The 24,956-nt window shown below is 72.2% G+C and carries 15 protein-coding genes; 4 read left to right on the forward strand and 11 right to left on the reverse strand.

Going from position 1 to position 24,956, the window contains the following annotated elements:
* Nucleotides 1-2: 2 nt before the first annotated feature.
* From ACN27F_RS27065 to ACN27F_RS27075, 3 genes are read right to left on the reverse strand one after another with little or no spacing between them, the layout of a single operon-like run.
* Nucleotides 3-1,706 carry a pectate lyase gene (locus ACN27F_RS27065; protein WP_421438136.1) on the reverse strand — a complete coding sequence of 568 codons (1,704 nt, stop codon included), beginning with the start codon at nt 1,704-1,706 and terminating at the stop codon, nt 3-5.
* Entirely contained in the window at nt 1,706-3,310 is a 1,605-nt protein-coding gene (locus ACN27F_RS27070; protein WP_421438138.1) for a family 16 glycoside hydrolase, read from the reverse strand. The genes ACN27F_RS27065 and ACN27F_RS27070 overlap by 1 nt, the downstream gene beginning before the upstream one ends.
* A gap of 20 nt (nt 3,311-3,330) precedes the next feature.
* A complete protein-coding gene (locus tag ACN27F_RS27075) occupies nt 3,331-4,893 on the reverse strand; it encodes a pectate lyase family protein (protein ID WP_421438140.1) in 1,563 nt (520 codons plus the stop codon).
* A gap of 534 nt (nt 4,894-5,427) precedes the next feature.
* Here ACN27F_RS27075 and ACN27F_RS27080 point away from each other — a divergent pair.
* Genes ACN27F_RS27080 through egtD form a run of 4 tightly spaced genes read left to right on the forward strand, consistent with a single transcriptional unit; the run spans nt 5,428 to nt 9,744 of the window.
* Nucleotides 5,428-6,708, forward strand: a complete 1,281-nt coding sequence (locus tag ACN27F_RS27080; RefSeq protein WP_421438141.1) for a glutamate-cysteine ligase family protein — start codon at nt 5,428-5,430, stop codon at nt 6,706-6,708.
* On the forward strand, nt 6,705-8,051 hold the full coding sequence (gene egtB, locus ACN27F_RS27085; protein ID WP_421438142.1) for an ergothioneine biosynthesis protein EgtB: 1,347 nt from the start codon (nt 6,705-6,707) through the stop codon (nt 8,049-8,051). Before ACN27F_RS27080 ends, egtB begins: the two co-directional genes overlap by 4 nt.
* Complete coding sequence (gene egtC / locus ACN27F_RS27090; RefSeq protein ID WP_421438144.1) at nt 8,051-8,803, forward strand: ergothioneine biosynthesis protein EgtC; 753 nt, start codon at nt 8,051-8,053, stop codon at nt 8,801-8,803. The genes egtB and egtC overlap by 1 nt, the downstream gene beginning before the upstream one ends.
* Complete coding sequence (gene egtD, locus ACN27F_RS27095; RefSeq protein WP_421438145.1) at nt 8,782-9,744, forward strand: L-histidine N(alpha)-methyltransferase; 963 nt, start codon at nt 8,782-8,784, stop codon at nt 9,742-9,744. Before egtC ends, egtD begins: the two co-directional genes overlap by 22 nt.
* A gap of 47 nt (nt 9,745-9,791) precedes the next feature.
* On the opposite strand, the gene ACN27F_RS27100 is transcribed toward egtD, so the two are convergent.
* The 8 genes from ACN27F_RS27100 to ACN27F_RS27135 all read right to left on the reverse strand — a co-directional run bounded on the left by ACN27F_RS27100 (nt 9,792) and on the right by ACN27F_RS27135 (nt 24,721).
* The gene (locus ACN27F_RS27100) at nt 9,792-10,538 is read right to left on the reverse strand and encodes an amino acid ABC transporter ATP-binding protein (RefSeq protein WP_421438147.1); all 747 of its coding nucleotides are present in this window, start codon (nt 10,536-10,538) and stop codon (nt 9,792-9,794) included.
* Nucleotides 10,535-11,416 carry an amino acid ABC transporter permease gene (locus ACN27F_RS27105; RefSeq protein ID WP_421438149.1) on the reverse strand — a complete coding sequence of 294 codons (882 nt, stop codon included), beginning with the start codon at nt 11,414-11,416 and terminating at the stop codon, nt 10,535-10,537. The genes ACN27F_RS27100 and ACN27F_RS27105 overlap by 4 nt, the downstream gene beginning before the upstream one ends.
* A gap of 3 nt (nt 11,417-11,419) precedes the next feature.
* Nucleotides 11,420-12,292 (reverse strand): ABC transporter substrate-binding protein, encoded by an 873-nt coding sequence (locus ACN27F_RS27110; RefSeq protein ID WP_421438151.1) that lies wholly within the window; start codon nt 12,290-12,292, stop codon nt 11,420-11,422.
* A 117-nt stretch (nt 12,293-12,409) separates the two neighbouring features.
* Nucleotides 12,410-12,829, reverse strand: a complete 420-nt coding sequence (locus ACN27F_RS27115; RefSeq protein ID WP_421438152.1) for a rhodanese-like domain-containing protein — start codon at nt 12,827-12,829, stop codon at nt 12,410-12,412.
* Nucleotides 12,829-19,827, reverse strand: coding sequence for an amino acid adenylation domain-containing protein (locus ACN27F_RS27120; RefSeq protein ID WP_421438153.1), 6,999 nt, complete (start codon nt 19,825-19,827; stop codon nt 12,829-12,831). Before ACN27F_RS27120 ends, ACN27F_RS27115 begins: the two co-directional genes overlap by 1 nt.
* 47 nt (nt 19,828-19,874) lie before the next feature.
* Nucleotides 19,875-21,533 carry a ketoacyl-synthetase C-terminal extension domain-containing protein gene (locus ACN27F_RS27125; RefSeq protein WP_421440474.1) on the reverse strand — a complete coding sequence of 553 codons (1,659 nt, stop codon included), beginning with the start codon at nt 21,531-21,533 and terminating at the stop codon, nt 19,875-19,877.
* Nucleotides 21,434-24,223 (reverse strand): beta-ketoacyl synthase N-terminal-like domain-containing protein, encoded by a 2,790-nt coding sequence (locus tag ACN27F_RS27130; RefSeq protein ID WP_421438154.1) that lies wholly within the window; start codon nt 24,221-24,223, stop codon nt 21,434-21,436. The genes ACN27F_RS27125 and ACN27F_RS27130 overlap by 100 nt, the downstream gene beginning before the upstream one ends.
* Nucleotides 24,224-24,232: 9 nt before the next feature.
* Nucleotides 24,233-24,721, reverse strand: a complete 489-nt coding sequence (locus ACN27F_RS27135) for a hypothetical protein (RefSeq protein WP_421438156.1) — start codon at nt 24,719-24,721, stop codon at nt 24,233-24,235.
* Nucleotides 24,722-24,956: the final 235 nt, after the last annotated feature.

Genomic DNA, 24,956 nt, shown 5'->3' on the forward strand with positions numbered 1-24,956 from the left:
CCTCAGCCCAGCTTTCCCGCCCCGGCACCGGCCGGGACGATGGTCGGGACGTCGGCCGCCGCGTCGAGGTGGTAGCCGTAGAACTGGCTGGGCTCGGGCACCGTACCGCGGGTCTCGATCGGGTGATTGCAGTCGACGAGGATGTTGCCGCGTTCGACGATGCGACCCTGGTCGCCGCTGAAGATCACCCGGCCCGGGTTGTTGACGCTGTAGAAGTAGTTGTTCTCCATCAGCACGGCGGCGTCGTAGGTGGACGCGACCCCGTAGCTGTTGTCGAAGTAGTAGTTGTTGTAGACGTGGGTCGACGCGGAGAAGCGCACCCGGGGGTGGCGCTGGTCGGAGCGGTCGAAGAAGTTGTGGTGGTAGGTGACCCGCAGCCGGCCGATGTCCTGCGGGCCGGCGTCCTCGTCGTGCCCGAGCAGCAGTGTCTTGTCGTGGTCGAAAAAGCGGTTCCAGGAAACCGTCACGTGGTCCGAGCCCCGCTTGATGTCGACCGCGCCGTCGTCGCCGTTGGAGAACGAGTTGTGGTCGATCCAGATGTGGTGGCTGAACATCTGTACGTTGATCAGGTCGTCGGTCGCCCCGGTGAGGTGCAGGTTCCGAATGATCACGTTGTGTACGGCGGACGCCGGCGGCGCGATGACGTCGTCGTCGATCGGCAGACCGATGTTCAATCCACCGCCGGACAGCGTGGCGTCGTCGCCGAGGCCGACGATCGTCTTGTCCGACGCCACGTCGTACATTCCGTCACTGGTGCCGGTGGGCAGCGTGATCGTGCCGGCGACCTGGATGACGTACGGCCCGGGGCGGGCGATGTAGTCCAGGAGGCCGGCGGTGTCGCCGACGGTGACCACCGGCCCGCCGGCACCACCGGTGGTGCCGGCCGTGCCGAGGCCGGCGACGCTGGCCCAGCCGTCCGGTTGCCCGGCCGGCGGCGGGGCGACCGTGGGCGCGACGGTCGGCGTCGGGGCAGTCGTCGGTGACGCCGAGGGTGACGGCGACGCGCTCGGTGTCGGCCCGGCGGTCGGGCTGGGACTGGTGGTGGGGCTGGGACTGGTGGGGCTTGGCCCAGGCGGGGCGGTGACGACGGTGACGTCGTCGAAGGCGGCCGAGGCGTATCGGGCCAGCAGCCCGATCTGGCCGCTGCCGTACGTAGCGTCGGTCGCGGCCAGGGCCGGCCCGCCGTCGACCTGGCCGGCCAGACTCGCACCGGACACGGTCAGCCGCAGCGTGTACCAGCTGCCGGTGTCCACCGTCAGCACGGTGCCGGCCAACGGGGTGAGCGTACCGCCGGCCCGCCGGCCCAGGGTCAGCGTGCCGTCGCCGCCGAGCGCCAGGTAGTAGTAGCTGGTGCTGCCCTGGGCGCGGGCGGCCAGCGCGGTGAAGCCACCGGCGGCGCCGAAGCCGGTGGGCCGCACCCGGGCCGACACGGTGTAGTCGGTCCAGCTCGACTGCCCGTTGCGCATCCGGGCGTCGGCACTGGTGCCGCCCTGGACGAGCGCCGGGTCGCCGCCGACCGGCTCGACCCGCCAGGAGCCGCCGGAGGAACTCCAGCCGTTGTGGTTGCCGTCGGCGAAGTCGTCGGTGAACAGGGTCGCCGCCTGGGCCGGCGTGTTGCCGGCCAGGAACGTCACGGCGAGCAGGATGACGGCGAGGACGCCGCCGAGGACGGTGGCGGTCGATGGACGCCGGTTGCGCACACGCATCAGTTGATCCTCCCCACACCCGCGCCGGCCGCGACGATCTGCGGAATCTGCGCCGCGTCGTCCAGCCGGTACGAGTAGTAGCTGCCAGGTTCGGCGACTGTTCCGTTGGTCTCGCACCCTCCGGAGCGGACGAAGACGTTGCCGCGCTGCACCAGCCGCCCCGGTCCCGAGTCGGCGTAGCCGCTGGCCGAGTGGCAGGGGTAGGCCACATCGGCGAAGTAGTTGCCCTCGACGAGCACACCCGCGTTCTCGGTGGAGACGACACCGTAGAGCCCGATGCCGCGGTAGTAGTTGTTGTAGACGTGGACCGGCTCGCCGAATCGCACCCGGGGGTGGCGCTGGTTCGACCCGTCGAAGTAGTTGTGGTGGTAGGTGACCTTCAGGTATCCGATGTCCTCGGTGAACGAGTCGGAGTGGCCGAGCAGCATGCTCTTGTCGGTGCCGTGGAACCGGTTCCAGGACACGGTGACGTAGCTCGACCGCCGCTTGACGTCGACCGAGCCGTCGTACCCGGGGTGGAACTCGTTGTGGTCGATCCAGACGTGGTGCGAGCCGTTGTGCACGCTGATCGAGTCGTCGTCGGCGTCCCGGAACGTGATGTTGCGGACGATCACGTTGTCGCCCGGCCGGGTGGTGGTGCCCATCTGCAGGCCGCCGCCGACGATCTCCGCGGTCGCACCGACGCCGACGATCGTCTTGTCCGCCACCACGGTGACCATTCCGGAGACCTGGATCCGGCCGGCGACCTCGATGACGTACGGGGTGTTGGCGCCCGCGTACTGAGCGAGTTCGGCGGCGGTGGCCACCCGTACGGTCGGTCCGCCGACGCCGCCGGTGGTGCCGTCGAGGCCGAGGGCCGGCACGGCCGCGTACCCGTCCGGCTGGCCGGGTTGCGGCACCGGCGGTGGGCTGACCGGTGGTCCGGTCGGTGTCGGGGTCGGGGTGGTCGGCGGTGACATGGTGACGCTCGGTGTCGGTGTCGGGCCGGCGGTGTCGGTCACCTGGACGTCGTCGAAGGAAGCGCTGGCGTAGTACGTGGCCAGCCCGATCCGCCCGGTGCTCAACGTGCCGTCGCCGGCGGCGACCACCAGTCGCCCGTCGAGGTGGCCGCGCAGACCGGTGCCGAAGGCTTCCAACCGCAGCGTGTACCACGTGCCGGTGGTCACCGCGGCCGGTGCGCTGTCCAGGGTGGTGTAGCCGCCGGAGCCACGACGGCCGAGCACCACGGTGCCATCGGCGCGCAGCGCCAGAAAGTAGTAACTGGTCATGTTCTGGGCTCGGGCGACGATACCGGTGAAGCGGTCGCCGCCGCCGAACTCGATCGGCTTGACCCGGGCCTGGACCGACTGGTCGGTCCAGCTGGTCGAGCCGGCTTGCGCCTTGGCGTCGCTGCCGGTGCTGGACTGGTGGTAGACCCCGGTGCCGTCGGTGATCACCGACCAGCTGCCGCCGGAGCGGGACCAGCCGCCGGCCGAACCGTCGTCGAAGTCGCTGCCGAACAGGGTGGCCGCGTGGGCGACGGGAGCCAGACCGACCGCGACGAGCGCGGCGCCGAGCCCGAGGGCTGTGGCGGCGATCAGGGTACGTCGAACCGTGGGGTGCATCGCTGTCCTCCGTCCCCGGCTCAGATCTTGCCCACGCCGGCGCCGGCGGTGACGATCGCCATCACGTCGGCCGGGTCGTCCAGCGAGTAGCCGTAGTAGTCGCCGGGCTCCTGCACGCTGCCGCTGCACACCGGCTGGCCGGGCTCGTTGCCGGCGTACACGTTGTCGCGGGCCACACAGCGCCCGGTTGGTCCGGCGTACCGGTTGGTGATGGGTTCCTCGACGCTGTCGAAGTAGTTGCCCTCGACCATGCAGCCGGCGTCGGCCTGGCAGGCCACCCCGGCGTCGGTGTTGCGGTAGAAGTAGTTGTTGTAGATGTGCACCGGCTCGCCGAACCGGGCCCGCGGGTTGCGCTGTGGCGTGTTGTCCAGCCAGTTGTGGTGGTAGGTCACCTTGAGCCGGCCGATGTCCTGCGCGCCGTTGCCGTCGTCGTGGCCGAGCAGCATGTTCTTCGTGTGGTCGTGGAAGTGGTTCCAGGAGACGGTGACGTACGACGAGCCGCGCTTGATGTCCAGCAGACCGTCGTAGCCCTGGGACAGGTCACTGTGGTCGACCCAGACGTGGTGCGAGAACATCTGGATGTTGATCGAGTCGTCGGTGGCTCCCCGGAAGACCATGTTCCGGATGATCACGTTGTGCACGGCGTCGGCCGGTGGGCTGGTCACCCCGTTGTCGACCGGCAGTCCGATGTTGAGCCCGCCGCCGGTGATGCCGGAACCGGCACCGACACCGACGATCGTCTTGTCCGAGGTGACGTCGTGCATCTGCGGCGTCGACGGCAGCGTGAGCAGGCCACGTACGCAGATGTTGAGCGGTCCCTGCGTGGCGATCGCGGCGAGAAGTTCGGCGGCGGTGTCCACCTCGATGGTCGGCCCGCCGGCACCGCCGGTGGTCCCGTTCTGGCCCCAGGCGTTCACCGCCGCGAACCCGGTCGGCCGCGCGGACGTGTCGCAGGTGCCGGTCGGCGGTGGCGACGCGGTCGGTGATCCGGACGGTGGTGCCGTGGGGGTGCCGGGGCCGCCGGACGACGGGATGTCCTCGACCAGCACGTCGTCGAAGGATGCGCTGGCGTACCGGGTGAACAGGCCGGCCCGGCCGCTGCCCAGGCTGGCGTCGGTGGCCGAGACGAGTTCGGTGCCGTTCAGGAAGCCGCGCAGGCTGGTGCCGAAGGCTTCCAGCCGCAGCGTGTACCAGGTGCCGGTGACCACGTTCACGGTGCTCGCCGCGATCACCTGTGGACTGCCGCCGACCCGTCTGCTCAGCTGCAGTTGGCCGGTGTTCGACAGGCCGAGCTGGTAGTAGCTGGTCATGCTCTGCGCCCGGGCCAGCACGCCGGCGCTGCGGTCGGTGCCGTTGAAGGCGATCGGCTTGATCCGGGCCTGGACCGACTGGTCGGTCCAGTTGGTCGAGCCGGCTTGCGCCTTGGCGTCGCTGCCGGTGCTGGACTGGTGGTAGACGCCGCTGCCGTCGGTGATCACCGACCAGCTACCACCGGAGCGGTTCCACGATGTGCCGATGCCATCGTCGAAGTTCTCGGTGAGCAGCACGGCCGCGTAGGCGCTGGCCATCGCGGTGGCGGCCACGACTGTGGCTGCTGCCGTCAGGGTCGTGACCACTAGTAGAGGGCGGCGTGATGCCAAGATGATTTTTTTTGACTTGAACATGTAAATCATCCTTTTTCTGGCTCGCTGTCATTCAAACTGCGGACGTGGGTCGTCGTGGTGGTGCGGCTGCGCTCGGCCAGGCAGGGGCTGTGGTCAGGCGGCCGGGGCGGGGTGCGTCGGTGGCGTCGCGGGCACAGGAGGGTGCGGCTTCCTGAGCCGGGCGGCCTGCCGATGAGACGCGTAGGTGACAGTGGTGTAACCCGGTTGTTATCAACCTAGGAAAGGGCTTTCTTGTCGTCAAGAGGGATCGACGTGCAGGAATTTTGCAGTCCGCTGGCGCCGAGTCCGACCGACGCCTCGCATGCTCGCCGATCGGGCGATGTCGCGAAGATGAACGTCGGATGCCGGTGGCGGTGGTGACCCGGTGGAACATCCGCGAATGTCAGACGCTGGCGCTACGGTGGCGAAGGTTGATCGCCAGTCCGTGAGCGACCTGTTCCTATCGGAGGCCAGATGACCAAGGCACCTCACCCGCCGGACGCGCTGCCGGCCGGTCCCACTGCCACGGGCACCGGTCCCGCCGGCACGGCGATCGACGATCTGCAGGCCGCCGCCGGATACATCGCGCGGATCTGCTTCAAGACCGGCCCGCCTCGCCGGATCGGCCTCGAACTCGAATGGACCGTGCACTACCGTGATCAGCCCGCGCGACATCTCGACCCCGACGACCTCACCGGTGCCCTCGGCGACCACGCCCCGAGGACGCTGCGACCGACCAGCCCGCACGTTGCTCTTCCACACGGTGGACTGATCACGGTCGAACCCGGCGGGCAGGTGGAGCTCTCCACCCCGCCGACGGACTCCCTCCACACCTTGCACCTGGCCGCGTCGGCCGACCTCGCCACGCTGACCCGCCGACTCGACCTGGCCGGGCTGTGTCTCGGCCACCAGGGTTGCGACCCGCACCGGCCGCCCCACCAGATCCTGCGCAACCGCCGGTACGCCGCGATGGCTGCGGCCTTCGACCGGCAGGGCCAGGCCGGAGCGGACATGATGTGCGGTACCGCTGGTCTGCAGGTCTGCTTGGACGCCGGAACCGACCGGCAGCTGGCGCTTCGATGGTCGGCCGCTCACCTGCTCGGGCCGCCGCTGCTCGCGCTGTTCGCCAACTCACCGGCGCGCGGCGGCCGGCAGACCGGTTGGGCGTCGAGCCGGATGCAGACCTGGTTGACCCTCGACCCGGTGCGCACCGCCGCGCCGGCGGATCACACCCACCCGCCTGAGCCGGATCCGGTCGCCGGATGGGTCCGGCGGGTGCTCGACACTCCGCCGCTGTTCGTCGCCGAAGGCCCGGCCGGCTGGCGGCTGCCCGGACCGATGAGTTTCGGCGAGTGGATCGTCACCAACACGCCACGACCACCCACCTACGCCGATCTCGATCTGCATCTGAGCACCCTGTTTCCGCCGGTGCGGCCGCGCGGCTATCTGGAGATCCGTTACCTCGACGCGCAACCGGAGCGCGACTGGATAGTGCCGGCGACGGTGCTCGCCGCGCTGTTCGCCCGCGACGAGACGCTGCGTACCGCGATCGCCTACGCCGCTCCCGCAACCGACCGGTGGCTCCCGGCGGCCCGCCACGGACTCGCCGATCCGATCGTCGCGACGTCCGCCGCCGCGCTTGTCGAGTTGGCCTGCGACCGATTCACCGACCTCGACCTGCCCGCCGAGACCATCACGACCGTGACCAGTGCCCTGCGCCGTCGACTGCAACTGTCCGTACCAGGCATGGAATGAGGAACCAGGTGACCGACTTCGCCGCTGGATCGACCGCCGCGCGAACCGCTGACCAGGTCCGCTCGGCACTCGCCGGAGACCTCGACCGGGCCCGACGCCGCAGCCGGGCGCTCACCGACCCCGTCGACGACGGCGACCTCACCCGTCAGCACTCGCCGTTGATGTCGCCGCTGGTGTGGGACCTCGCGCACATCGGCAACCAGGAGGAGCTCTGGCTGGTCCGCGACGTCGGCGGCCGGGAGCCGGTACGCGCCGACATCGACCATCTCTACGACGCGTTCAAGCACGCCCGCGCCGTGCGGCCCACCCTGCCGCTGCTCGACCCCACCGAGGCGCGGGCATACACGCGCACGGTTCGCGACCAGGTGCTCGACCTGCTCGACACGGTCAGCTTCGACGGTCGTCCACTCGTCGAGCAGGGGTTCGCCTTCGGCATGATCGTGCAGCACGAACAGCAGCACGACGAGACGATGCTGGCTACCCATCAGCTACGCGCCGGGCCGGCCGTGCTCACCGCGCAACCGCCGCCGGCCGCCGTGGGGCACGTCGAAGGGGAAGCGCTGATCCCCGCCGGACCGTTCACCATGGGCACGTCGACCGAGCCATGGGCGTTGGACAACGAACGCCCGGCGCACACTGTCGACGTACCGGCGTTCTGGATCGACCGGGTGCCGGTCACGAACGCGCAGTACCAGCAGTTCGTCGACGACGACGGCTACCACGACCAGCGGTGGTGGAGCACTCACGGCTGGGCATACCGCCAACGGGCCGGGCTCACCGCCCCGATGCACTGGCACGGCGACGGCAGCTACTCCCGGTTCGGTCGGCGCAGCCGGATCGTGCCCGACGAACCGGTCGTCCACGTCTGCTGGTACGAAGCCGAGGCGTACGCGAACTGGGCCGGCCGGCGGCTGCCGACCGAGGCGGAGTGGGAAAAAACCGCCCGGTTCGACCCGACGACCGGGCGCTCCAGCCGCTACCCGTGGGGCGACGACGACCCGCGGCCCGAGCACGCCAACCTCGGTCAGCGTCACCTGGCCCCGGCCCCGGTCGGCGCCCACCCGGCGGGCGCCTCGCCGAGCGGTGTGCACCAACTCATCGGTGACGTGTGGGAGTGGACCGCCACCTGGTTCGACGGCTACCCCGGGTTCACCGCCTTCCCGTACCGCGAATACTCCGAGGTGTTCTTCGGCCGCGACTACCGGGTGCTGCGGGGCGGGTCGTTCGGCACCGACCGGGCCGCCTGCCGGGGAACGTTCCGCAACTGGGACTACCCGATCCGTCGGCAGATCTTCAGCGGCTTCCGCACCGCCCGCGATCCGCTGCCCGGCGAGGCCGGCTAGTGTGCCGCCACCAGATCTATCTGGGGCCGCCAGCGAGCCTGGCGGCCCTGCTGATCGATCCGCCGCACGGGCTGTACCGGCAGTCGTGGGCACCCCGGGACATGCGCGGCGGTGGCACCGTCAACGCCGACGGCTTCGGTGTCGGCTGGTACACCCCGTCCGGGCCGGTCCGCTACCGCCGGGCCACACCGATCTGGGCCGACCCCGGGTTCGTCGAACTCGGGCGTGCCACCACCGCCGGCGCAGTGCTGGCCGCGGTCCGATCGGCCACCACCGGCATGCCGGTCGCGGAAGCCGCCTGCGCTCCGTTCATCGACGGACCCTGGCTGTTCAGCCACAACGGCGTGGTGCCCGGCTGGCCGCACAGCGTTGCCGAGCTGGCCGCCAGGCTGCCGGTGACCGATCTGCTCACCCTCGACGCGCCGACCGACTCCGCCCTGCTGTGGGCGCTGATCCGGCGCCGACTGCGCAGCGGCGCCGACCCCGGCACGGCGATCGCCGGGACGATCACCGACGTGCTGGCCGTCGCCCCGCGATCGCGGCTCAACCTGCTGCTCACCGACGGTCGGCGAGCCTGGGCCAGCACCGCCGGGCACTCCCTGTCCATCCTGGCCGGTGCCGACCGGCTGACCATCGCGTCGGAACCGGCCGACGACGACCCGGCGTGGACCGCGGTCCCGGACCGCCACCTGGTCGTCGCGGAGCGGTCCACCTACACCCTGGAGGCGCTGTGCACATCGACATCGAGCTGACCGACGCCGACCTGCGACAGTCGCTGCGGGCCGACGCCCGGGCCGGGCTCACCGCCCCGGCGAAGTGGCTGCCACCGAAGTGGTTCTACGACAAGTACGGCAGTGAGCTGTTCGAACGCATCACCGAGCTGCCGGAGTACTACCCGACCCGGGCCGAACGGGCCGCGCTCACCGCGCATGCGTCCGACATCGCCGGGATCACCGGCGCCCGCACCCTGATCGAGCTGGGCTCCGGCTCGTCGGAGAAGACCCGGCTACTCCTCGACGCGCTGCGCCGGCACGGCAGCCTCGACCGGTTCGTCCCGCTGGACGTCGCCGAGGCCGCGCTGCGCGACGCCGCCGCCGCGATCGAGCGCGACTATCCGGGCCTGCCCGTACACGCGATCGTCGGTGACTTCACCCGGCACCTGGACCGGATCCCGGCCGGGCCGGACCGCCTCGTCGCGTTCCTCGGCGGCACCATCGGCAACCTGGTGCCATCCGAGCGGGCCGTGTTCCTCGCCACGCTGCGCCGGGTCCTCGGCCCGGGTAACTGGCTGCTGCTCGGCACCGACCTGGTCAAGGACCGAGGCACCCTGGTCGCCGCCTACGACGACAGCCAGGGGGTGACCGCCGAGTTCAACCGCAACGTGTTGCACGTACTCAACCGGCAACTCGGCGCCGACTTCGACCCGGCGGCCTTCGACCACGTCGCCCACTGGGACACCGACCAGGAATGGATCGAGATGCGGTTGCGCGCCCGGCACGACATGCGGGTTCAGGTCGCCGACCTCGACCTCACCGTGCCGTTCACCGCCGGAGAGGAGCTGCGTACCGAGGTGTCGGCCAAGTTCCATCGATCCGGGGTGGCCGCCGAACTCGCCGCCGCCGGCTTCGAACTGGCGCACTGGTGGACCGACCCGGCCGATCGGTTCGCCGTCAGCTTGTCCAGGAGCCGGTGACCCGGCCCCGCGTCAGCTTGTCCAGGAGCCGGTGACCCGGCCCCGCGTCAGCCTGTCCAGGAGCCGGTGACCCGGCTCAGAAACCGCTGGGTGCGGGGGTGCTCCGGAGCGTCCAGGACCTGCCGGGGCGGTCCCTGCTCGACGACCACCCCTCCGTCGAGGAAGCAGACCCGATCGGCGACGCCGCGGGCGAAGGCCATCTCGTGCGTCGCGATCAGCATCGTCGTCCCGTCGTCGGCGAGCTGACGGATCAGGGCGAGGACCTCGCCGACGAGCTCCGGGTCGAGCGCGGAGGTGACCTCGTCGAGCAGCAGCAGGCGCGGGTTGTTGACCAGTGTACGGGCGATCGCCGCCCGCTGCTGTTGCCCGCCGGAGAGCCGGTCCGGGTACTGATCGGCGTGCTCGGCCAGCCCGACGCGGTCCAGCAACTCCATCGCCCGCCGCCGTGCCTCGGCCCGGCCGATCCGGTGCACCCGCCGCGGCGCGAGCGTGACGTTGTCCAACACGGTCAGGTGGGGGAACAGGTTGAACGACTGGAACACCAGGCCGACACGCTGGCGTACCTTGTCCGCGTCGATCCGGGGGTCGGTGATGTCCCGCCCGTCGAGCGCGATGGTGCCGTCGTCCACCGTCTCCAACAGGTTGACGCAGCGCAACAGCGTCGACTTGCCGGAGCCGGACGCGCCGATCAACGCCACCACCTCGTGCTCGGCGACCTCCAGATCGAGGTCACGCAGCACCACCCGACCACCGAACACCTTGCGCACCCGGCGGCAGGCGAGCACGGGCGTCACGTGGTGCCCGCCCAGGTCTGCCGCCGGGCCGCCCGTACCGTCACCGCGTCGGTGACCGCCACCAACGGGATGGCCATCAGGATGAACAGCACTCCGGCCACCACGTACGGGGTGAAGTTGTAGCTGGTGGCGGTCTCGATCTGCGCGGCCCGGATCGCGTCCACCGGCCCGGCCAGCGAGATCAGCCCGACGTCCTTCTGTAACGCGACCAGGTCGTTCAGCAGTGGCGGAGCGACCCGCCGGACCGCCTGCGGCAACACCACGTACCGCATGGTCTGCGCGTAGCTGAGCCCGAGGGATCGGGCGGCGGCCCGCTGCGCCGGATGCACCGACTCGATGCCGGCCCGGAAGACCTCGGCCAGGTAGGCGCCGTACGTGATCACCAGGGCGCAGCCGCCGAGCACCAGCACCGACGGCGTGCCGGCCAGCCGCAGCCCGGGGACGCCGAACGCGAACAGGTAGAGCACGATGATCAACGGCGCGCCCCGGAACACGTACGTGTAGGAGGTGGCCGCCACCCGCAGCGGGAAGAACACCGCCGGGCGCAGCGTGCGGGCCAGCGCGATCGCCAGCCCCAGCGCCAGCGCGCCGGCCGCGCAGAACACCAGCAGCCGTACGTTGAGCCACAGCCCGCCCAGCACGGCGGGCAGCGCGTCCAGCGCGACCGCCGGGTCGAAGAACGACCGCTGGACCCGGGGCCAGCCGGGGGCGTTGGCCACGGCGACGATTCCGACGGTGCCGACCAGCGCGGTGGACGCGGCGGCGACCAGCACCGAGCGGACGCTCTGCCGGCGGCGGTACGCCTGACGCCGGCGGTGCAGCTCGCTCGGCTGGTAGCCGTCCTCCGGCTGGTAGCGGTCCTCGTCGACGGTGGACACGGCTCAGGTCAGCACCGGCGCGCCGGCCACCTCGGCCAGCCACTGCGCCTCCAGAGCGGCCAACGTGCCGTCGGCGCGTAGCGTGTCGACTGCGGAGCTGACGCACTCGGTCAACGTCGACCCCTTGTCCAGCACCAGACCGAACTGCTCCGGCTCGCCGGACGGCTGGCCTAGCTGGCCGACGACGCGGGCGCCGTCGATCTCGGCCGCTGTCATGTAGAACGCCGTGGGCAGGTCCAGCACCAGTGCGTCGATCGTGCCGTTGCCCAGGGCAGCCTTGGCGTCGTCGTTGTTGTTGAACACCGCCGGCTCGGTGTCCGGGCCGATGATCTCGGTTATCGCCCGGTAGCTGGTGGTGCCGACCTGGGCGCCCAGCTTGACCGCCGTCAACTCGGCCAGCGAGGTGGCCTCGGCCGCGGGCGTGCCGTCCAGCGCGATCACCGCCTGCGTGACGTCGTAGTACGGGCTGGAGAAGTCGACCGCGGCCCGGCGTTCCTCGGTGATCGAGAACTGGTTGATGTCGAAATCGAACTCCTTGGGCCCCGGCGCGATCGCGTTGTTGAACGGCACCCGGACCCAGGTCACCTCGTCCGGCTCGTAGCCGAGTCGGCTGGCGACCGCGTACGCCACGGCACCTTCGAAACCACCGCCGCTTTCCGGTGAGTCGTCGACGAACCACGGCGGGTACGCCGGCTGGTCGGTGCCGATGGTGAGTGCGCCCGGGACGAGGGTGTCCAGCCACTGGGGGTTGCACGCCCCGGCCGACGGGGTGATGTCCGGCGGCTCCTCCTGCGGGCTGCAGGCGCCGAGCCCGGTGCCGGCCAGCAGGATTGCCACCGCGCCCAGCGTGGCGGTCATCGGACGTGGTCTGTCCATCTCGGCTCCTCGGATCGACCCGGTGGGCATGCCTACGCCGGTCACGTGCGGCGGGCGTACGGCGGGTCTATTCGATCAGTCGCCGGCCCGGCACTCAATGGCCGGTGACGGTGGTGCTCAGCCAGCGGCGGTCACCGGCAGGCCGGCGGCCTGCCAGGCGGCGAACCCACCAGCCAGGTCGGTGGCCAAGGGCAGCCCGATGTCCTGCAGCGACGCGGCCGCGAGCGAGGAGGCATAGCCTTCCTGGCAGACGACGACCGGCCGTAACCGCGGATCGTCGGCGAGCGGCAGCCGGGCGTCGCCCAGCGGATCCAGCCGCCACTCCAGGACGTTGCGTTCGATGACGTGGGCACCGGGAATCTCCCCGTACGTGGCCCGCTGCGCGGCCGGACGGATGTCGATCAACACCGCCTGCCCGGCCTGAACGGCCTGGTACGCGCCAGTCGGATCGAGTCGGTCCAGCCGCTGGCGGACCCGGTCAAGGACCCGGTCGACGCCGGGACCGCCACCTGCGGGCGGGTCGCCCTGTCGCTGCATCACTGCCTCCCGTACGGGTCGTCGGGTGGTGCCGGAAGCCGCCCGGCGACCAGCGGTGCCACCGCGACATCGCCCAGGTGCAGCGGCGCCGCCGTCACCCCGGCCCGTCGTGCGGCCGACCAGTAGGCATCCGCCTGCCCGGTGTCCACCAGGCCGTGCACCAGGGGCAGGTCCGGCCGGCCAGCCCGCAGCAGCGACTCCAGCTGACAGGACGCCACGGTACCGGGCAGCCCGCCCCGCGCCGCGGCGTACCCGGCGGCCGCGACCGACGGCAACCCGGCCGGCAGGCTGCGCCGGACCGTCCCACAGCTGACCAGACCGCCGCCGGTGACCAGCACGTCACCGTCACGGCGCATTCGGTGCAGCGCCCGCGTCGGACTCACACAGTGCGGGAACGAGTCGTCCACCAGGATCGTTCCGGGCCGCAGCCGGCGTACGTCGATGACCTCGACCGCACCGCTCACCGCGGCGACGATGGTGGCGGCGGTGTAGACCTGCGGGGGAGCCTGCGGCGTCGCCTCGGCCAGGCACAGCTCGCCGTCGTACCCCAGATCCCGTAGCCGTGTTCGGTAGCCGGCGAGCCGCTGCCCGCTGCCGGCCACGTCGACCAGCACGATCCGGCCCGGATGCCGCCCACCGTGGGCCAGCAGCAGTTCGAGCGCGGACCGGCCGATCGAGCCCACGCCGACCACCGCCAACGTGCCGACAGCGAGCTCCCGCCTGGCCAGCGCCAGCGCGGCGAGCACGCTGAGCACCACGGCGGTGGCGGTCGTCGCGTGCCCGGTGGTCAGCGCCGCGTCCGACCGGACCCGCCGGAGCACCTCGAATCCGTACCCGGTGAGCGCCGGCAGCAGCCCGGCGAGTGACACGCACGCCGCCCCCCGCCGAGCGGCGAGATCGACTCCCGCGGCAGCGGCCTCGGCCAGTTCCGGCCCGTTGGTGCCGGCATGCCCGTCCAGCTCGTCGGCGAACAGCGGCAGGCAGACGAACCCGGACCGGCCCAGCGGCGTGGTCAGCTCCTCCAACACCCGGGGAGCCCGGTCCGGGAACAGGAGCTGGCGCACCTGTTCCCGGGACAACGTGTCCGCCGGCGCCCCGGCGAGCGCGGCCAGCTGCGCCGGCGCGGGCAGATAGCCGACGATCGCCGCGTCCAGCGCGGCGTCGGCGGCACCGCCGGTACCGACACGGCCCGCACCGCCGGTACCGACACCGTCCGCGTCGACGAGATCGGCTTCCAGCCTGGTCACGAACTCCGCGAGGACCTCGGCCGAAATCGCGGCGGCGGCGCGGACGGTCACCCGCAGCCCGCCGGAGCTGACCGGTCGGGCGGTCAGCAGCACGTCGGTGCCGACCGGCGGCGGTTCCAGGTCGGCGTCCGCGTCGTCCCAGTCGATCGTCAGGCCGCCGTCACCGGGCGGGCCGACACCGGCGAAGTCCAGGAAGCTGAAGATGAACTGGGATCCGTGCAGCACCATGCCCTGACCCTGTCGGGTGGGATCGGCCTGCGCACCGTACCGCCGCACGGTTGCCACCTCGGCGGCCGTCAGCGCCAAGGCGGCGACGAACGGCCCGGCCGCATCCAGCCGCACCGGCAGGATGACGGCACACGGCCCGAACAGCAGTTGCAGGTCGGGCAGTGGATGGTCCCGGCCGGTGACCGCCAACCCCAGCACCAGATCGGTACACCCGGTCAGCCGCGCCAACGCCCGGTGGTACGCGGTGAACACCGGTGCGTACAAGCTGGTGCCGGCGTCGGCGGCGAGCCGGCGCAGTCGGCCGATGGCCGGAGCGGGCAGGGTGAATCCGGCGGTGCGGCCCGGCTCCGGTCCGGTCACGACGGTGGTACGCAGCACCGGCGCCCGGTAGCCCGCGAACCGTTCCCGCCACCAGCGCTGCGCCGCCGGATCGCCGGCCGCCTGCCACCGCCGCAGCCAGTGCACGTACTCGCGGAACGTCAGCCGGGCCGGTGCCTGTTGCACCAGCCCGCCGTCGTACAGCGCCAGCAGTTCCCGGCCGAACAGAGCGGCGCTGTAACCGTCGCCGATCAGGTGGTGGGCATGCACCACCAGGACGTGATCCACGGCGTCGACCGACAGCAGGTGCAGCCGCAGCAACGGCCACGCCCACGGCCGCATCCGGTCACGGCGGTAGGCCGCGATCCGTTCGTCGACCAAGCCTGGCGAGGCCAGCGTCTCGAAGTCGACCGGCAACCGCAAGGTCGACGGAAGCTCCTGCTGCACCGGCGGCCGGGCACCGGCCGGAAAGACCACCCGGAGCATCTGGTGGCGGGCCACCAGCAGGTCGACCGCCCGCTGGAACCGGACCGGATCCACCGGACCGCGCAGCCGCAACCTGGCCAGCCAGGTGGAACTGCTGCCGGGGGCAGCGGCCTCGGCCAGCAGGAACCCCTGCTGGGCCGGGGACAGCGGAAACGGCTCCCAGCCATCCGGCGTGGCCACCGTTGCCACCGGCCCAGGCCCCGGGCCAGCCGGTTCGGCCGGTTCGGCCGGTTCGGTGGGATCAGCCGGTCCGGCCGCCGCGTCGATCGCCGCCGCCAGGCCGCCCAGGGTGGGCCGCTGGTAGATGACGGTCGGCCGAGGGAGCGCCGTGCCCTGCGTCCGGAGCCGGGCGAACACCTCGATGAGCAGGATCGAATCCCCGCCGAGCACGAAGAAGTCGTCGTCGCGGCCGATCGTCGGTACGCCCAGGACGTCGCGCCACACCTCGGCCACCCGACGCTCGGTAGCGGTGACCGGCGCCGACCCGCTGCCGCCCGTACCGCCGGGCCTCTCGCTCGTGCTGTCGGGCCCGTCGAACAACGCGTCGCCGGCCGCGCCGGGCAGCCGTGACCGGTCCACCTTGCCGGTGGCGGTGACCGGCAGCGCGTCGACCAGCCGGATGCGTGCCGGGATCCACTGCCGGGGCAGCAGGCTGGCCAGATGCCGGCGCAACTCCGTCACCGAGCCGTTGGCCTGCGGCGCGACCTGCACGTACGCGACCAGCCGGGGATGCGGTTCCGGCCGCAGCAGCACTGCGGCCGCGAGCACCGCCGGATGGGTGCCGAGTGCCGCCTCGATCTCGCCCGGCTCGATCCGCAGGCCGTGCAGCTTCACCTGGTCGTCGAGCCGGCCCAGGAACTCCAGGTCCCCGGTCGGGCCGACCCGGACCAGGTCTCCGCTGCGGTACCAGCGCCGTCCCGCCCGGTGGACGAACGCGGCCGCCGTCAACCCGGGTTCCGCCAGGTAACCATCGGTCAGCCCGGGCCCGGCGATCTGCAACTCGCCGGGGTCGCCGGCCGGGCACGGCCGTCCGTCGGCGTCAACGACGTCCAGCACCGCGCCGGCCACCGGGCGACCGATCGGGATTCGGCGCAGGCCGTCCGGCGGCCGACGGTCGACCACGAACCACGCCGCGTTGATCGTTGTCTCGGTCGGGCCGTACAGGTTGGTGATCCGGTGCCCGGGACCGAACAGGTCGAACCACCTCCGTACCTGCCCCGCAGGTAGCGCTTCGCCGCCGACGTGCAGCCAGCGCAACGCGGTGAGGTCGGGCCGATCGCCCGCCGCCGCGCGCTGCTCGGCCGCCCGCAACAGTTGCGTCCACAGGGTCGGCACCGAACTCCACACGGTGAGCCGATCGCGCTCGACCTGCCGCAGCAGCCGCTGCGGGTCCTGCAGGACGTCGGGCGGCAACACCACCACGGTCGCCCCGACGAGCAGCGGCGCCAGCAGTTGCCGGACCGAGGCGTCGAAACAGATCGGAGCGGTCTGGGCCAGCCGGTCGTCGCGCTGGTAGCCGAACGCGGTCACCGCCCAGGCCAGGTAGTTCGCCAGCGACCGGTGGCTGACCGGTACGCCCTTCGGCCGTCCGGTCGAGCCGGACGTGAAGACCACGTACGCGGTTCGTTCCGCTGGTGCGGGTATCGGCGCCGATCGCACTGTCGCCTCGCCATCGGTCGGCCGATCGGTGACCGCGTCAATATCGATCATGGTGAGTCCGGTGAGTCCGGTGAGTCCGGTGAGTCCGGTGAGTGCGGTGGCCGCCTCCGCTGACGCGGCATCGTGCAGCACCACCTGTACCCCGGCCCGGCTCAGTTGATCGGCGTGCCGGGCCGGTGGATGCGCCACCTCCAGCGGGACCCAGCCGGCACCGGCCCGCAGCACCGCGACGATCGCGACGACGGCGCCGACGCCCCGCTCCGCCACCAGCCCGACCAGGTCGCCGGCCCGGACACCCCGCTGCCGGAGCAGGTCTGCGACCCGATCGGCGGCGGCGTCCAGCGCGCCGTAGGTCAACCGTCGCCGCCGCTGCGCCACCGCCACGGCGTCCGGATCCTGGCGGCAGACCTGCCGGATCCGTTGTGTCACGTCGTCGGGTGGCTGCCCGCCGGCATGCCCGAGGTCCGTGCCTGCCGGCCCGGTGGCCGCCCCGTCGGCCGGCCTCTGCCCGGTGGCGACGGAGTTCGCGATCGCGTCGAGTTCCGCCAGGTACCCGTCCGCGAAGTCGACCACCGTCGACCGGTCGAGTCGGGCGACCGGATGATTCCAGGACATCCGCAGGTCGGCGCCGTCCGGCCAGCACAGCAGTCCGAGCCGGGTGGCCGCCGACGCGGTGCCGGCCGCGACCGCCGATACCCGCACCGGGCAGCCCGGCATCGGCGGGAGCCGGAACCGGGCGAAGCTGAAGCCCGCCGGGCCAGCGGCGCGGGCCGGCCCACCTGATCGGGGAGCCAGCCGCGCCAGGTCCACCGTGCTGAGCGAGCCGTGCCGTTCACTGACCAACCAGGCCAGCCGGACCCGGTCCGCGAGCGCCACCGCAGGCTCGTCCGCAGCCACGTCGACGGTGACCGGCAAGGTGTCGGCGAACGGTCCGACGACCAGGTCGAGACCGGGTAGCCGGGCGGCGCGTCCGGCTCGGGCAACGTTCACGGTGACCGTCCGCCGTCCGGTCCAGCGGGCCAGGCAGCGCAGATATCCGGCGAGCAGCAGATGGAACAGGGACACGCCGGCCGCGGCTGCCTGTCGGTCCAGCCGGGCCACGGTGGTCGCGGGTAGCAGTGCCTGCTGCGCGGCGTACGGTCCCACCGGTTCGGCCGCCGGGTCGTCGCGCCACGGCAGCGCCAGCCCGCCCGCCCACCCGGCCAGCGTCTCGCGCCAGAACGCCAGGTCCCGTTCGGTCGCCGGCTCGGCCTGTTCGACGTGGTCGCGGAAGGTCGCCGGTAGCGGCGCGAGGTCCGGTTCGATGCCGGCGACCAGGCTCGCGTACGCCGTCCACAGTTCGGTGCTGAGAACGCCGAGACTCGCCCCGTCGCCGGCCGCGTGATGCAGTACCAGCAGCAGATGTGCCGATCCGGCGTCGGTGCGGGCGAGAACGGCCCGCAGCGCCGGCTGCCGGGTCAGGTCGATGGGCTCGTTGCACAGTTCCTCGGTGAACACGTCCACCGGGCGATCGAGGTCGCGCACCTCGTACCAGACGGACAACGGGCAGTCCGGGCCGATCAGCTGGCGTGGTGCGGAGCCGTCATCGGTGTCCGGCAGCATCCGTACGCGGAGCATCGGATGCCGGCGCACCAGCACGGCCAGTGCCCGACCGAGCAGGTCTGCGTCCAGTTCGCCGGTGACGGAGTGTCGGACAAAGCCGTACGCCGCCACGGTGGGGTAGAGCTGCTGCTGGGTGTGGAACGCCGACTGGACCGGGCTGAGTGGGAACTCCTGCGACGACGCGGGCAGGCCCGCAGGCGCTGCGGGCCGATCCGCGATCGGCGCCGGCTGCTCTGTGGCGGCGAGCCGGGTGGCCAACTCCCCGACGGTGCCGTGCTCGAAGAACAAGGTGGTCGGCAGTCGCCGGCCCAGCTCCTCCTCCAAGGACTTGACCAGGTCGATCGCGGCCAGCGAATCCAGCCCGAGCGCCAGGAACGGGGCGTCGTCGGCGATCTCCGCCGGCTGCCTGTCCAGGGCTGCGGCCAGCAGCCGGCGGAGCCGGCCGGTCAGCTCGTCGGCCGGGCGGCCGCTGGTGTTCGTGGTGCTGGTGTCCGTGGTGTCGGTGTTCGTGGTGCTGGTGTCCGTGGTGTCGGTGGCTGTGTAGCGGAGGACCACCAGGTTGGTCGCCGACCGCCGCAACGCGGCGTGCAGTGCCGGTAGCGCCTCGGCCACCGGCAGCGCGGGTAGTCCACGCGCGGCCAGCTTGTCGGCCAGTCCCGGCCAGGCGGCCATGCCGGTGCCGGTCAAGGCGGTGAACGCCACCGTCCGCAGGGAGCGACCGGCGGCCTGCTCGGCGGCGGCGAACCCGTCCAGAAAGGCGTTCGCCGCGGCGTAGTCGCCGAGCGCCCCGGCCAGGCCGGGGACGACCGCGCTCACCGAAGACAACGCGACCACCGCCGCCGGGTGTTGGCCGTACCGGTGCAATGCCCGGACCAGCAGGAAACTGCCACGTACTTTCGGCGCCAGTACCTCGTCGATCTCGGCCAGCGACTTGCCGCGCAGCGGGCCGGGTCGGACCACTCCGGCGGCGTGGAAGACCGCCGCCAGCGGTGGCAGCCCGGCGATCAACGCGTCGACGTCGGCCGCGTCCGTGATGTCACAGCGTCGGTACTCGACCTCGGCACCCAGCCGCCGAAGCTCCGCCAGCAGCCCGTCCGCCGGTGCGGCGGACCGCCCGGCCAGCACCAGCCTGGACCGTCCCCGAGCGGCGAGGTCCGCCGCGAGCGCCGCGCCGACACCACCGGTGCCGCCGACGATCAGCTGCACCCCGTCGGGTGTCGCCAGGTCCGGTGCCGCCGGCACCGGCTCCAGCCCACGACTCAGCCGTACGCCGTTGCGCCAAGCCACCCCCGCGACCTGCGTCTCGTGGTCGTCCGGCAGCCCGGCGCCGATTTCGTCGACCAGTGCCGCCACCCACTGCGACACGCTGTCGGCCCGGGTCAGGTCAGCCGTCCAGACCACGCTGTCGGCCTGCTCGTCGGCCAGCGCTGACACCAGACCGGCGAGCAGACTCTGCACGGGTCGCGGTCGTTCGCCCGCCGCGCCGGTGCACACCGCGTCGCAGGTCACCACCAGCAGCCGGACCGGCGCTGTGTCAGGTCGGCGAGCAACTGCCGAAAGCCCAGCACGGTCGAGGTGACCTCGGCGTCCAAATCGGATACGGTCGGCCAGCCGGTACCGTCGGTCACCTGCGGCGAGCCGGTACCGGCGGTCGACCCGGGCACGCCGGCCGGTGCCGGGTCGGCCAGGAACACCGTCAGATCCGCCTGCGTGACCGTGGCGGTCGACGGGATCCCCCGCTCGCGCAGTGCCGCCCGCAGCCCGTCGCCGAGGGAGTTTCCGCGGCCGGCGCCGTGCCCGACCAGGCACACCGACGTGGCTGTCCGCCCGGCAGTCACGGGCGGTGACGGTGACCAGACCAGCTGATGCACCAGCATGGTCGGATCCGGTGACGGCCAGTGTCGTCGCCGCTGAAACGGGTACGTCGGCACGGCGAGCCGTCGATGGTCACCCGCCAGCCGGAGCCGATCCAGCGGGGCCCCGCGTTGCCACAGTGCACCGGCCAGCGCCAGTAACCCCGCCTCGTCGTCGTCGGCGGCGATGACCGCCAGCCGGTCGTAATCCCGTCCGGCGGTCATCGCGCGTACGGCCCGGTCCAACTCCGCAGCCTGCCCGGCGGCCGTTACCAACGTGTCGTAACCCTCGTCGAGCAAACGTCGCAGGGCACCGGTGAGCTCGGCCCCGGTGTCCGCGGCGACCGGATTTACGGCGACCGGGTCCATGGCGATACCCCAGTCGGCGAGCTTGCGGCAGTATTCGGTTGCCGTCAGTGGCTCGTCCGGCCTGCCGTCGGCCAGCGTCGGCCAGCGCACGTACGCGGCGCGTGGCCGGCGTAGCACCGGGGTGCACGGGCCGGTGGCGGCGGTCCGGAGCCGCTCGGCGAGGTCGTCGCCGACGATCAGTGCCAGCCGGTACGGCCGATCGTCGCGGGCGGTGCTCACCGAGGCGCACACCTGCGCGAAATCGATGTCCGGGTGGCCGGCGACGAACGCGGACAGGCCGGCCAACGCCTGCCGTAACGCCGGCTTGCTGGCCGTCGACACGGTCAGTAACCGTGGCCCTGCCGGCTTCGCCGCCATGACCGTAGGCCCTGGGGCCGCTGGGGCCGCTGGGGCCTGCTGCAGAATGGCGTGCGCGTTGGTGCCGCCGAATCCGAACGCGTTGACCCCGGCCAGCAACGGGCCGTCGCCGGTCCACGGCTGAGACTCACTGACCACCTGGAAACCCGCGGCGGCCAGGTCGAACCGGGGCGACGGCGTACGCAGGTGCAGCGACGGTGGCAGCCGCCGGTGCGCCAGTGCCAGCACGACCTTGACCAGGCTCGGCATCCCGGCTGCGGTGAGCAGATGTCCGAGGTTGGACTTGACCGAGCCGAGCCAGCGTGGCGTGCCATCCGGGCGCGGCGCGAAGGCGTGCGCCAGCGAACGGACCTCGACCGAATCGCCGAGCGGCGTGCCGGTGCCGTGCGCCTCCACGTACGACACCTGCGCCGGGTCCACGCCGGCGTCCCGGTACGCCTGCGTGATCACCTCCTGCTGGCGCAGCGGATTGGGGGCGAGCAGGCTCAGCGACCGGCCGTCGTTGTTGACCGCGGTGCCGCGTACCACCGCCAGCACCTGGTCCCCGGCGGCGTCAGCGTCCTCGGCGCGGGCCAGGACCAGCACGGCGCCGCCCTCACCCGGCACGAAGCCGTCCGCCGCCGCGTCGAACACCCGGCACCGTCCGTCGGCGAGATCGCCCCGGCGTCGGCCAGCAACTGGTGCCCGGTCGGGGTGAGGTTGAGGTGCACCCCGCCGACCACCGCGAGGTCGCATTCGCCGTCGCGCAGACTGCGCACCGCCAGGTGCAGGGCGACCAGCGCGGACGAGCAGGCGGTGTCCACCGCGATCGCCGGGCCGGTCAGGTCGAGGGCCTGCGCCACCCGGGCCGGTACGAGGCTGCGCAGGTTGCCGACCAGCGTCGTCGCCCGGTCGTCGCCATCGGCGTGTGTACGCATCAGCTCGGGGTAGCCGCTCTCGCCGACCGCCGCGAACACCCCGACCCGCCGCCCGTGCCGACGCGGTCCGGCGTACCCGGCCCGTTCCAGTGCCTCGTGCGCCAGTTCCAGGAAGATCCGGGCATGCGGGTCGGTCTGGACGGCCTCCTCGTCGCTCATCCCGAAGAAGCCGGCGTCGAAGCCGGCCGGATCGGCGAGAAACGCGCCGCGCCGAGTGACTGATCCGGTGACCGGCCCGGTGACCGGCCACCACCGCTCGGGCGGCACCTCGCCGACGCTGTCGCGTCCCTCGATCAGTCGGAGCCAGAACTCCTCCGGCGTCGCCGCGCCGGGAAACCGGCAGGACAGGCCGATCACCGCGGCGGTGGCGGGCGGCAGCACGTGGCCGGGCCGGGGCGCGGGTGGGGGAACAGGCCGGGGCGCGGCCGGGGCGATCAGATGGTCGGCCAGCGCGGCGACGGTGGCGCGTTCCCGCAGCTCGGCCGGATCGAGGGTACGGCCGAGCGCGTCCTCCAGCCTGGCGAGCACCTCCATCGCCTGCAGGGACGAGCCGCCCAGGGCGGGGAACCGGTCGTGCAGGCCGATCTCGTCGACCGGACGGCACAGCACTGCGGCCCACACCTGGCGGACCAACTCCTCGACGTCGGACCGGCTCCCGACCCGGCTCCCTGGCAGGTTCGCGATCGAGCTGTTCACCCACTGTTGCTCGACGGCGGCGAAGTCACCCGCCGCGTACCGCTCACGCAGCCGTCGGCGACGCAGCTTGCCGCTGGTGGTACGGGCGAACGCGCCGGCCGGTACCGGCAACACCCGCACCTGGTCGTGTCCGGTCGCCTCGACCAGCCGGGTGGCCGTCTGTCGCAGCACCGCGTCGGCCGTCGCGGCGGGCGGGCGGGCCCACTGCACGAATGCGACGATCCGCTCGGTGCCGGTGGCCGGGTCGGTGCAGCCGATCACCGCCGCCCGACCGACGGGCAGGCCGGGGGTGCCGGCGATCACCTCCTCCAGGTCGACGGCGTGGAAGGTGCGTCCGTTGGCGAACACCACGTCCTTGGCCCGGCCGGTCACGCACAGTCGGCCGTCGGCGCGCAGGAATCCCAGATCACCGGTGCGCAGCCAGCCGCCGACGAACACCTGTGCCGTGGCGGCCACGTCCCCCCGGTAGCCGGGGGCGACGTTCGGCCCTCGCACCTCGATCTCGCCGACCTGTCGATCACCGCGGATCCGGCCCCGCCCGTCGACGATGCGCACCTGACAGCCCGGGACCGGCCGGCCGACGTCCATCACCTCCACCGAGTCCGGGCCCGGGGCGCAGGGCAGCACCTGTCCGTCGGACAGCGCGGCCCGGTCGACGGCCACCGGCACGGCGGTCTCGCCCAGCGGCGGGACGGTGACGGCGAGCGTCGCCTCGGCCAACCCGTACACCGGTTGCAGCGCGCGAGGATCGAGCCCGGCGGGCCGGGTCCGTTCGACGAACGCCCGCCACACCACCGGCGAGACCGGCTCCGCGCCGACCATCATCAGCCGGACGGCGCTCAGGTCCAGCTCGGCCAGTGCGTCGGCCGGCACCCGGCGGACCGCCAACGCGAGCGCGAAGTTCGCCGCCGACAGCAGGGTGGCCCGGTGCCGGTGCGCGACGGTGAACCACAGCAGTGGTCGTTTCGCGAACGTCAACGGGCCGATCCGCACCTGGCGCAGCCGGGCGGCCAGGGGCGCCAGGTGGGTGCCGATCAGCCCCATGTCGTGGAAGTACGGCATCCAGCTGACCGACACGTCGTCAGCGGTCAGTGCGGCGGCCTGGCCGATCTGCCACAGGTTGGCCAGCACGTTGCGGTGCCGCAGCTCGACGCCGCGTGGGGTGCCGGTGCTGCCGGAGGAGAACTGCAGAAACGCGGGATCGTCGGGGTCAGGCTCCGGCACCCGGTGTGGTGCCCGACCGTCGGCCCGTAGCTTGTCGAGGTGCAGCGCCGGGGCTCCGGCGGTGCGGGCCACGGCGGCGCAGACGTCGTCGACGATCACCGGTACGCCGCCGAGCAGGTCACGCACGCCGGCCACCCGGGTCGGTTCCGGCGGCAGTGGTACGGGGACCAGCCCGGCCGCCAGCGTGCCCCAGAACATCGGCTGGAAGTCGTCGCCGGCATCCGCCAGCAGGATCACCGGTGTGCCGTCCGCGATGCCGGCGTCGTGCAGTCCACCGGCAACCCGCAGCGCGTCGTCGCGCAGCTGCCGGTGCGTGACGAGGCGTTCGGTCCCGTCCCCGCGCACGTGCACGGTCGTCTGGTCCGGTGCGGTGTCGGCGGCTCCGATCAGCACATCGAGCAGGTGTTTCTCGCCGTTCGGCCCGTCCGTGATCAGCACGGCCAGACCCTAGCCGAGCCGGCTTTCACCCCGCCTGGCCCGGCCGGCCGGAACGCGGCGGATCCCGAGTGCCGCCGCACCGCCGATCGGACGCACCGGGGTCATGGTCGCTTGGGGGAGTCCGGTGGGAAGTCGGGGCCAGGCCCGCAGGGTCTCGTGGCGCCGGTTCAGCCGGCGGTCGAGGAAGCGTTGGGTACGGACGAGTCCGTCGGCCGCCTCGGCCGGCGTCAACGCGCCATCTCTGGCGGCTGCGGCGTACTCGTCGAGGTCGAGCACCCGGTACGGATGGTCGGGCGGTCCGACGATGACGTCGATCCAGAGGTCGTCTTGGTTGATCTGGAACCCGTCATCGAGCAGGACGTAGCTGCGCTGCTCGTGGTGTCGTCCGTTGAGCTGGAAGCCCCAGTCGTAGACGACGACATCGTCGAGCCGCCGTCCCGCTGCGCGCATCTTGCCGTTGCGCACGACCGTGACCGGTGCCAGTCCGTCGATGCTCATGATCTGCATTGGTCGCGTACACTATGGACAGGCCGCGACGGGAGGGTGTCCAGTTGACGGGAAGGGCTGGCCACGCGTCACCAGGTCGATCGGACCACCGTGGCCCGTGGGAAAATCGGTCTCTGGACATGCCGCTCTGGCGGGCTTGGGCATCGCCACCCCGCTGAGCGGCAGGCGAACGAGCTGACCAGCATAGATTCACCTGAGTGGGTACCAGGGCCGGCATGATGACCGC

Source organism: Solwaraspora sp. WMMB335, assembly GCF_049179075.1.
In the GTDB taxonomy this organism is placed as follows: Bacteria; Actinomycetota; Actinomycetes; order Mycobacteriales; family Micromonosporaceae; genus Micromonospora_E.

Bases quoted from the DNA above. Each gene is read 5' to 3' on its own strand.
- ACN27F_RS27065 (WP_421438136.1), bottom strand. From the start codon at position 1,706: ATGCGTGTGCGCAACCGGCGTCCATCGACCGCCACCGTCCTCGGCGGC.
- ACN27F_RS27070 (WP_421438138.1), bottom strand. From the start codon at position 3,310: ATGCACCCCACGGTTCGACGTACCCTGATCGCCGCCACAGCCCTCGGG.
- ACN27F_RS27080 (WP_421438141.1), top strand. From the start codon at position 5,428: ATGACCAAGGCACCTCACCCGCCGGACGCGCTGCCGGCCGGTCCCACT.
- egtB (WP_421438142.1), top strand. From the start codon at position 6,705: ATGAGGAACCAGGTGACCGACTTCGCCGCTGGATCGACCGCCGCGCGA.
- ACN27F_RS27110 (WP_421438151.1), bottom strand. From the start codon at position 12,292: ATGGACAGACCACGTCCGATGACCGCCACGCTGGGCGCGGTGGCAATC.
- ACN27F_RS27115 (WP_421438152.1), bottom strand. From the start codon at position 12,829: ATGCAGCGACAGGGCGACCCGCCCGCAGGTGGCGGTCCCGGCGTCGAC.
- ACN27F_RS27135 (WP_421438156.1), bottom strand. From the start codon at position 24,721: ATGAGCATCGACGGACTGGCACCGGTCACGGTCGTGCGCAACGGCAAG.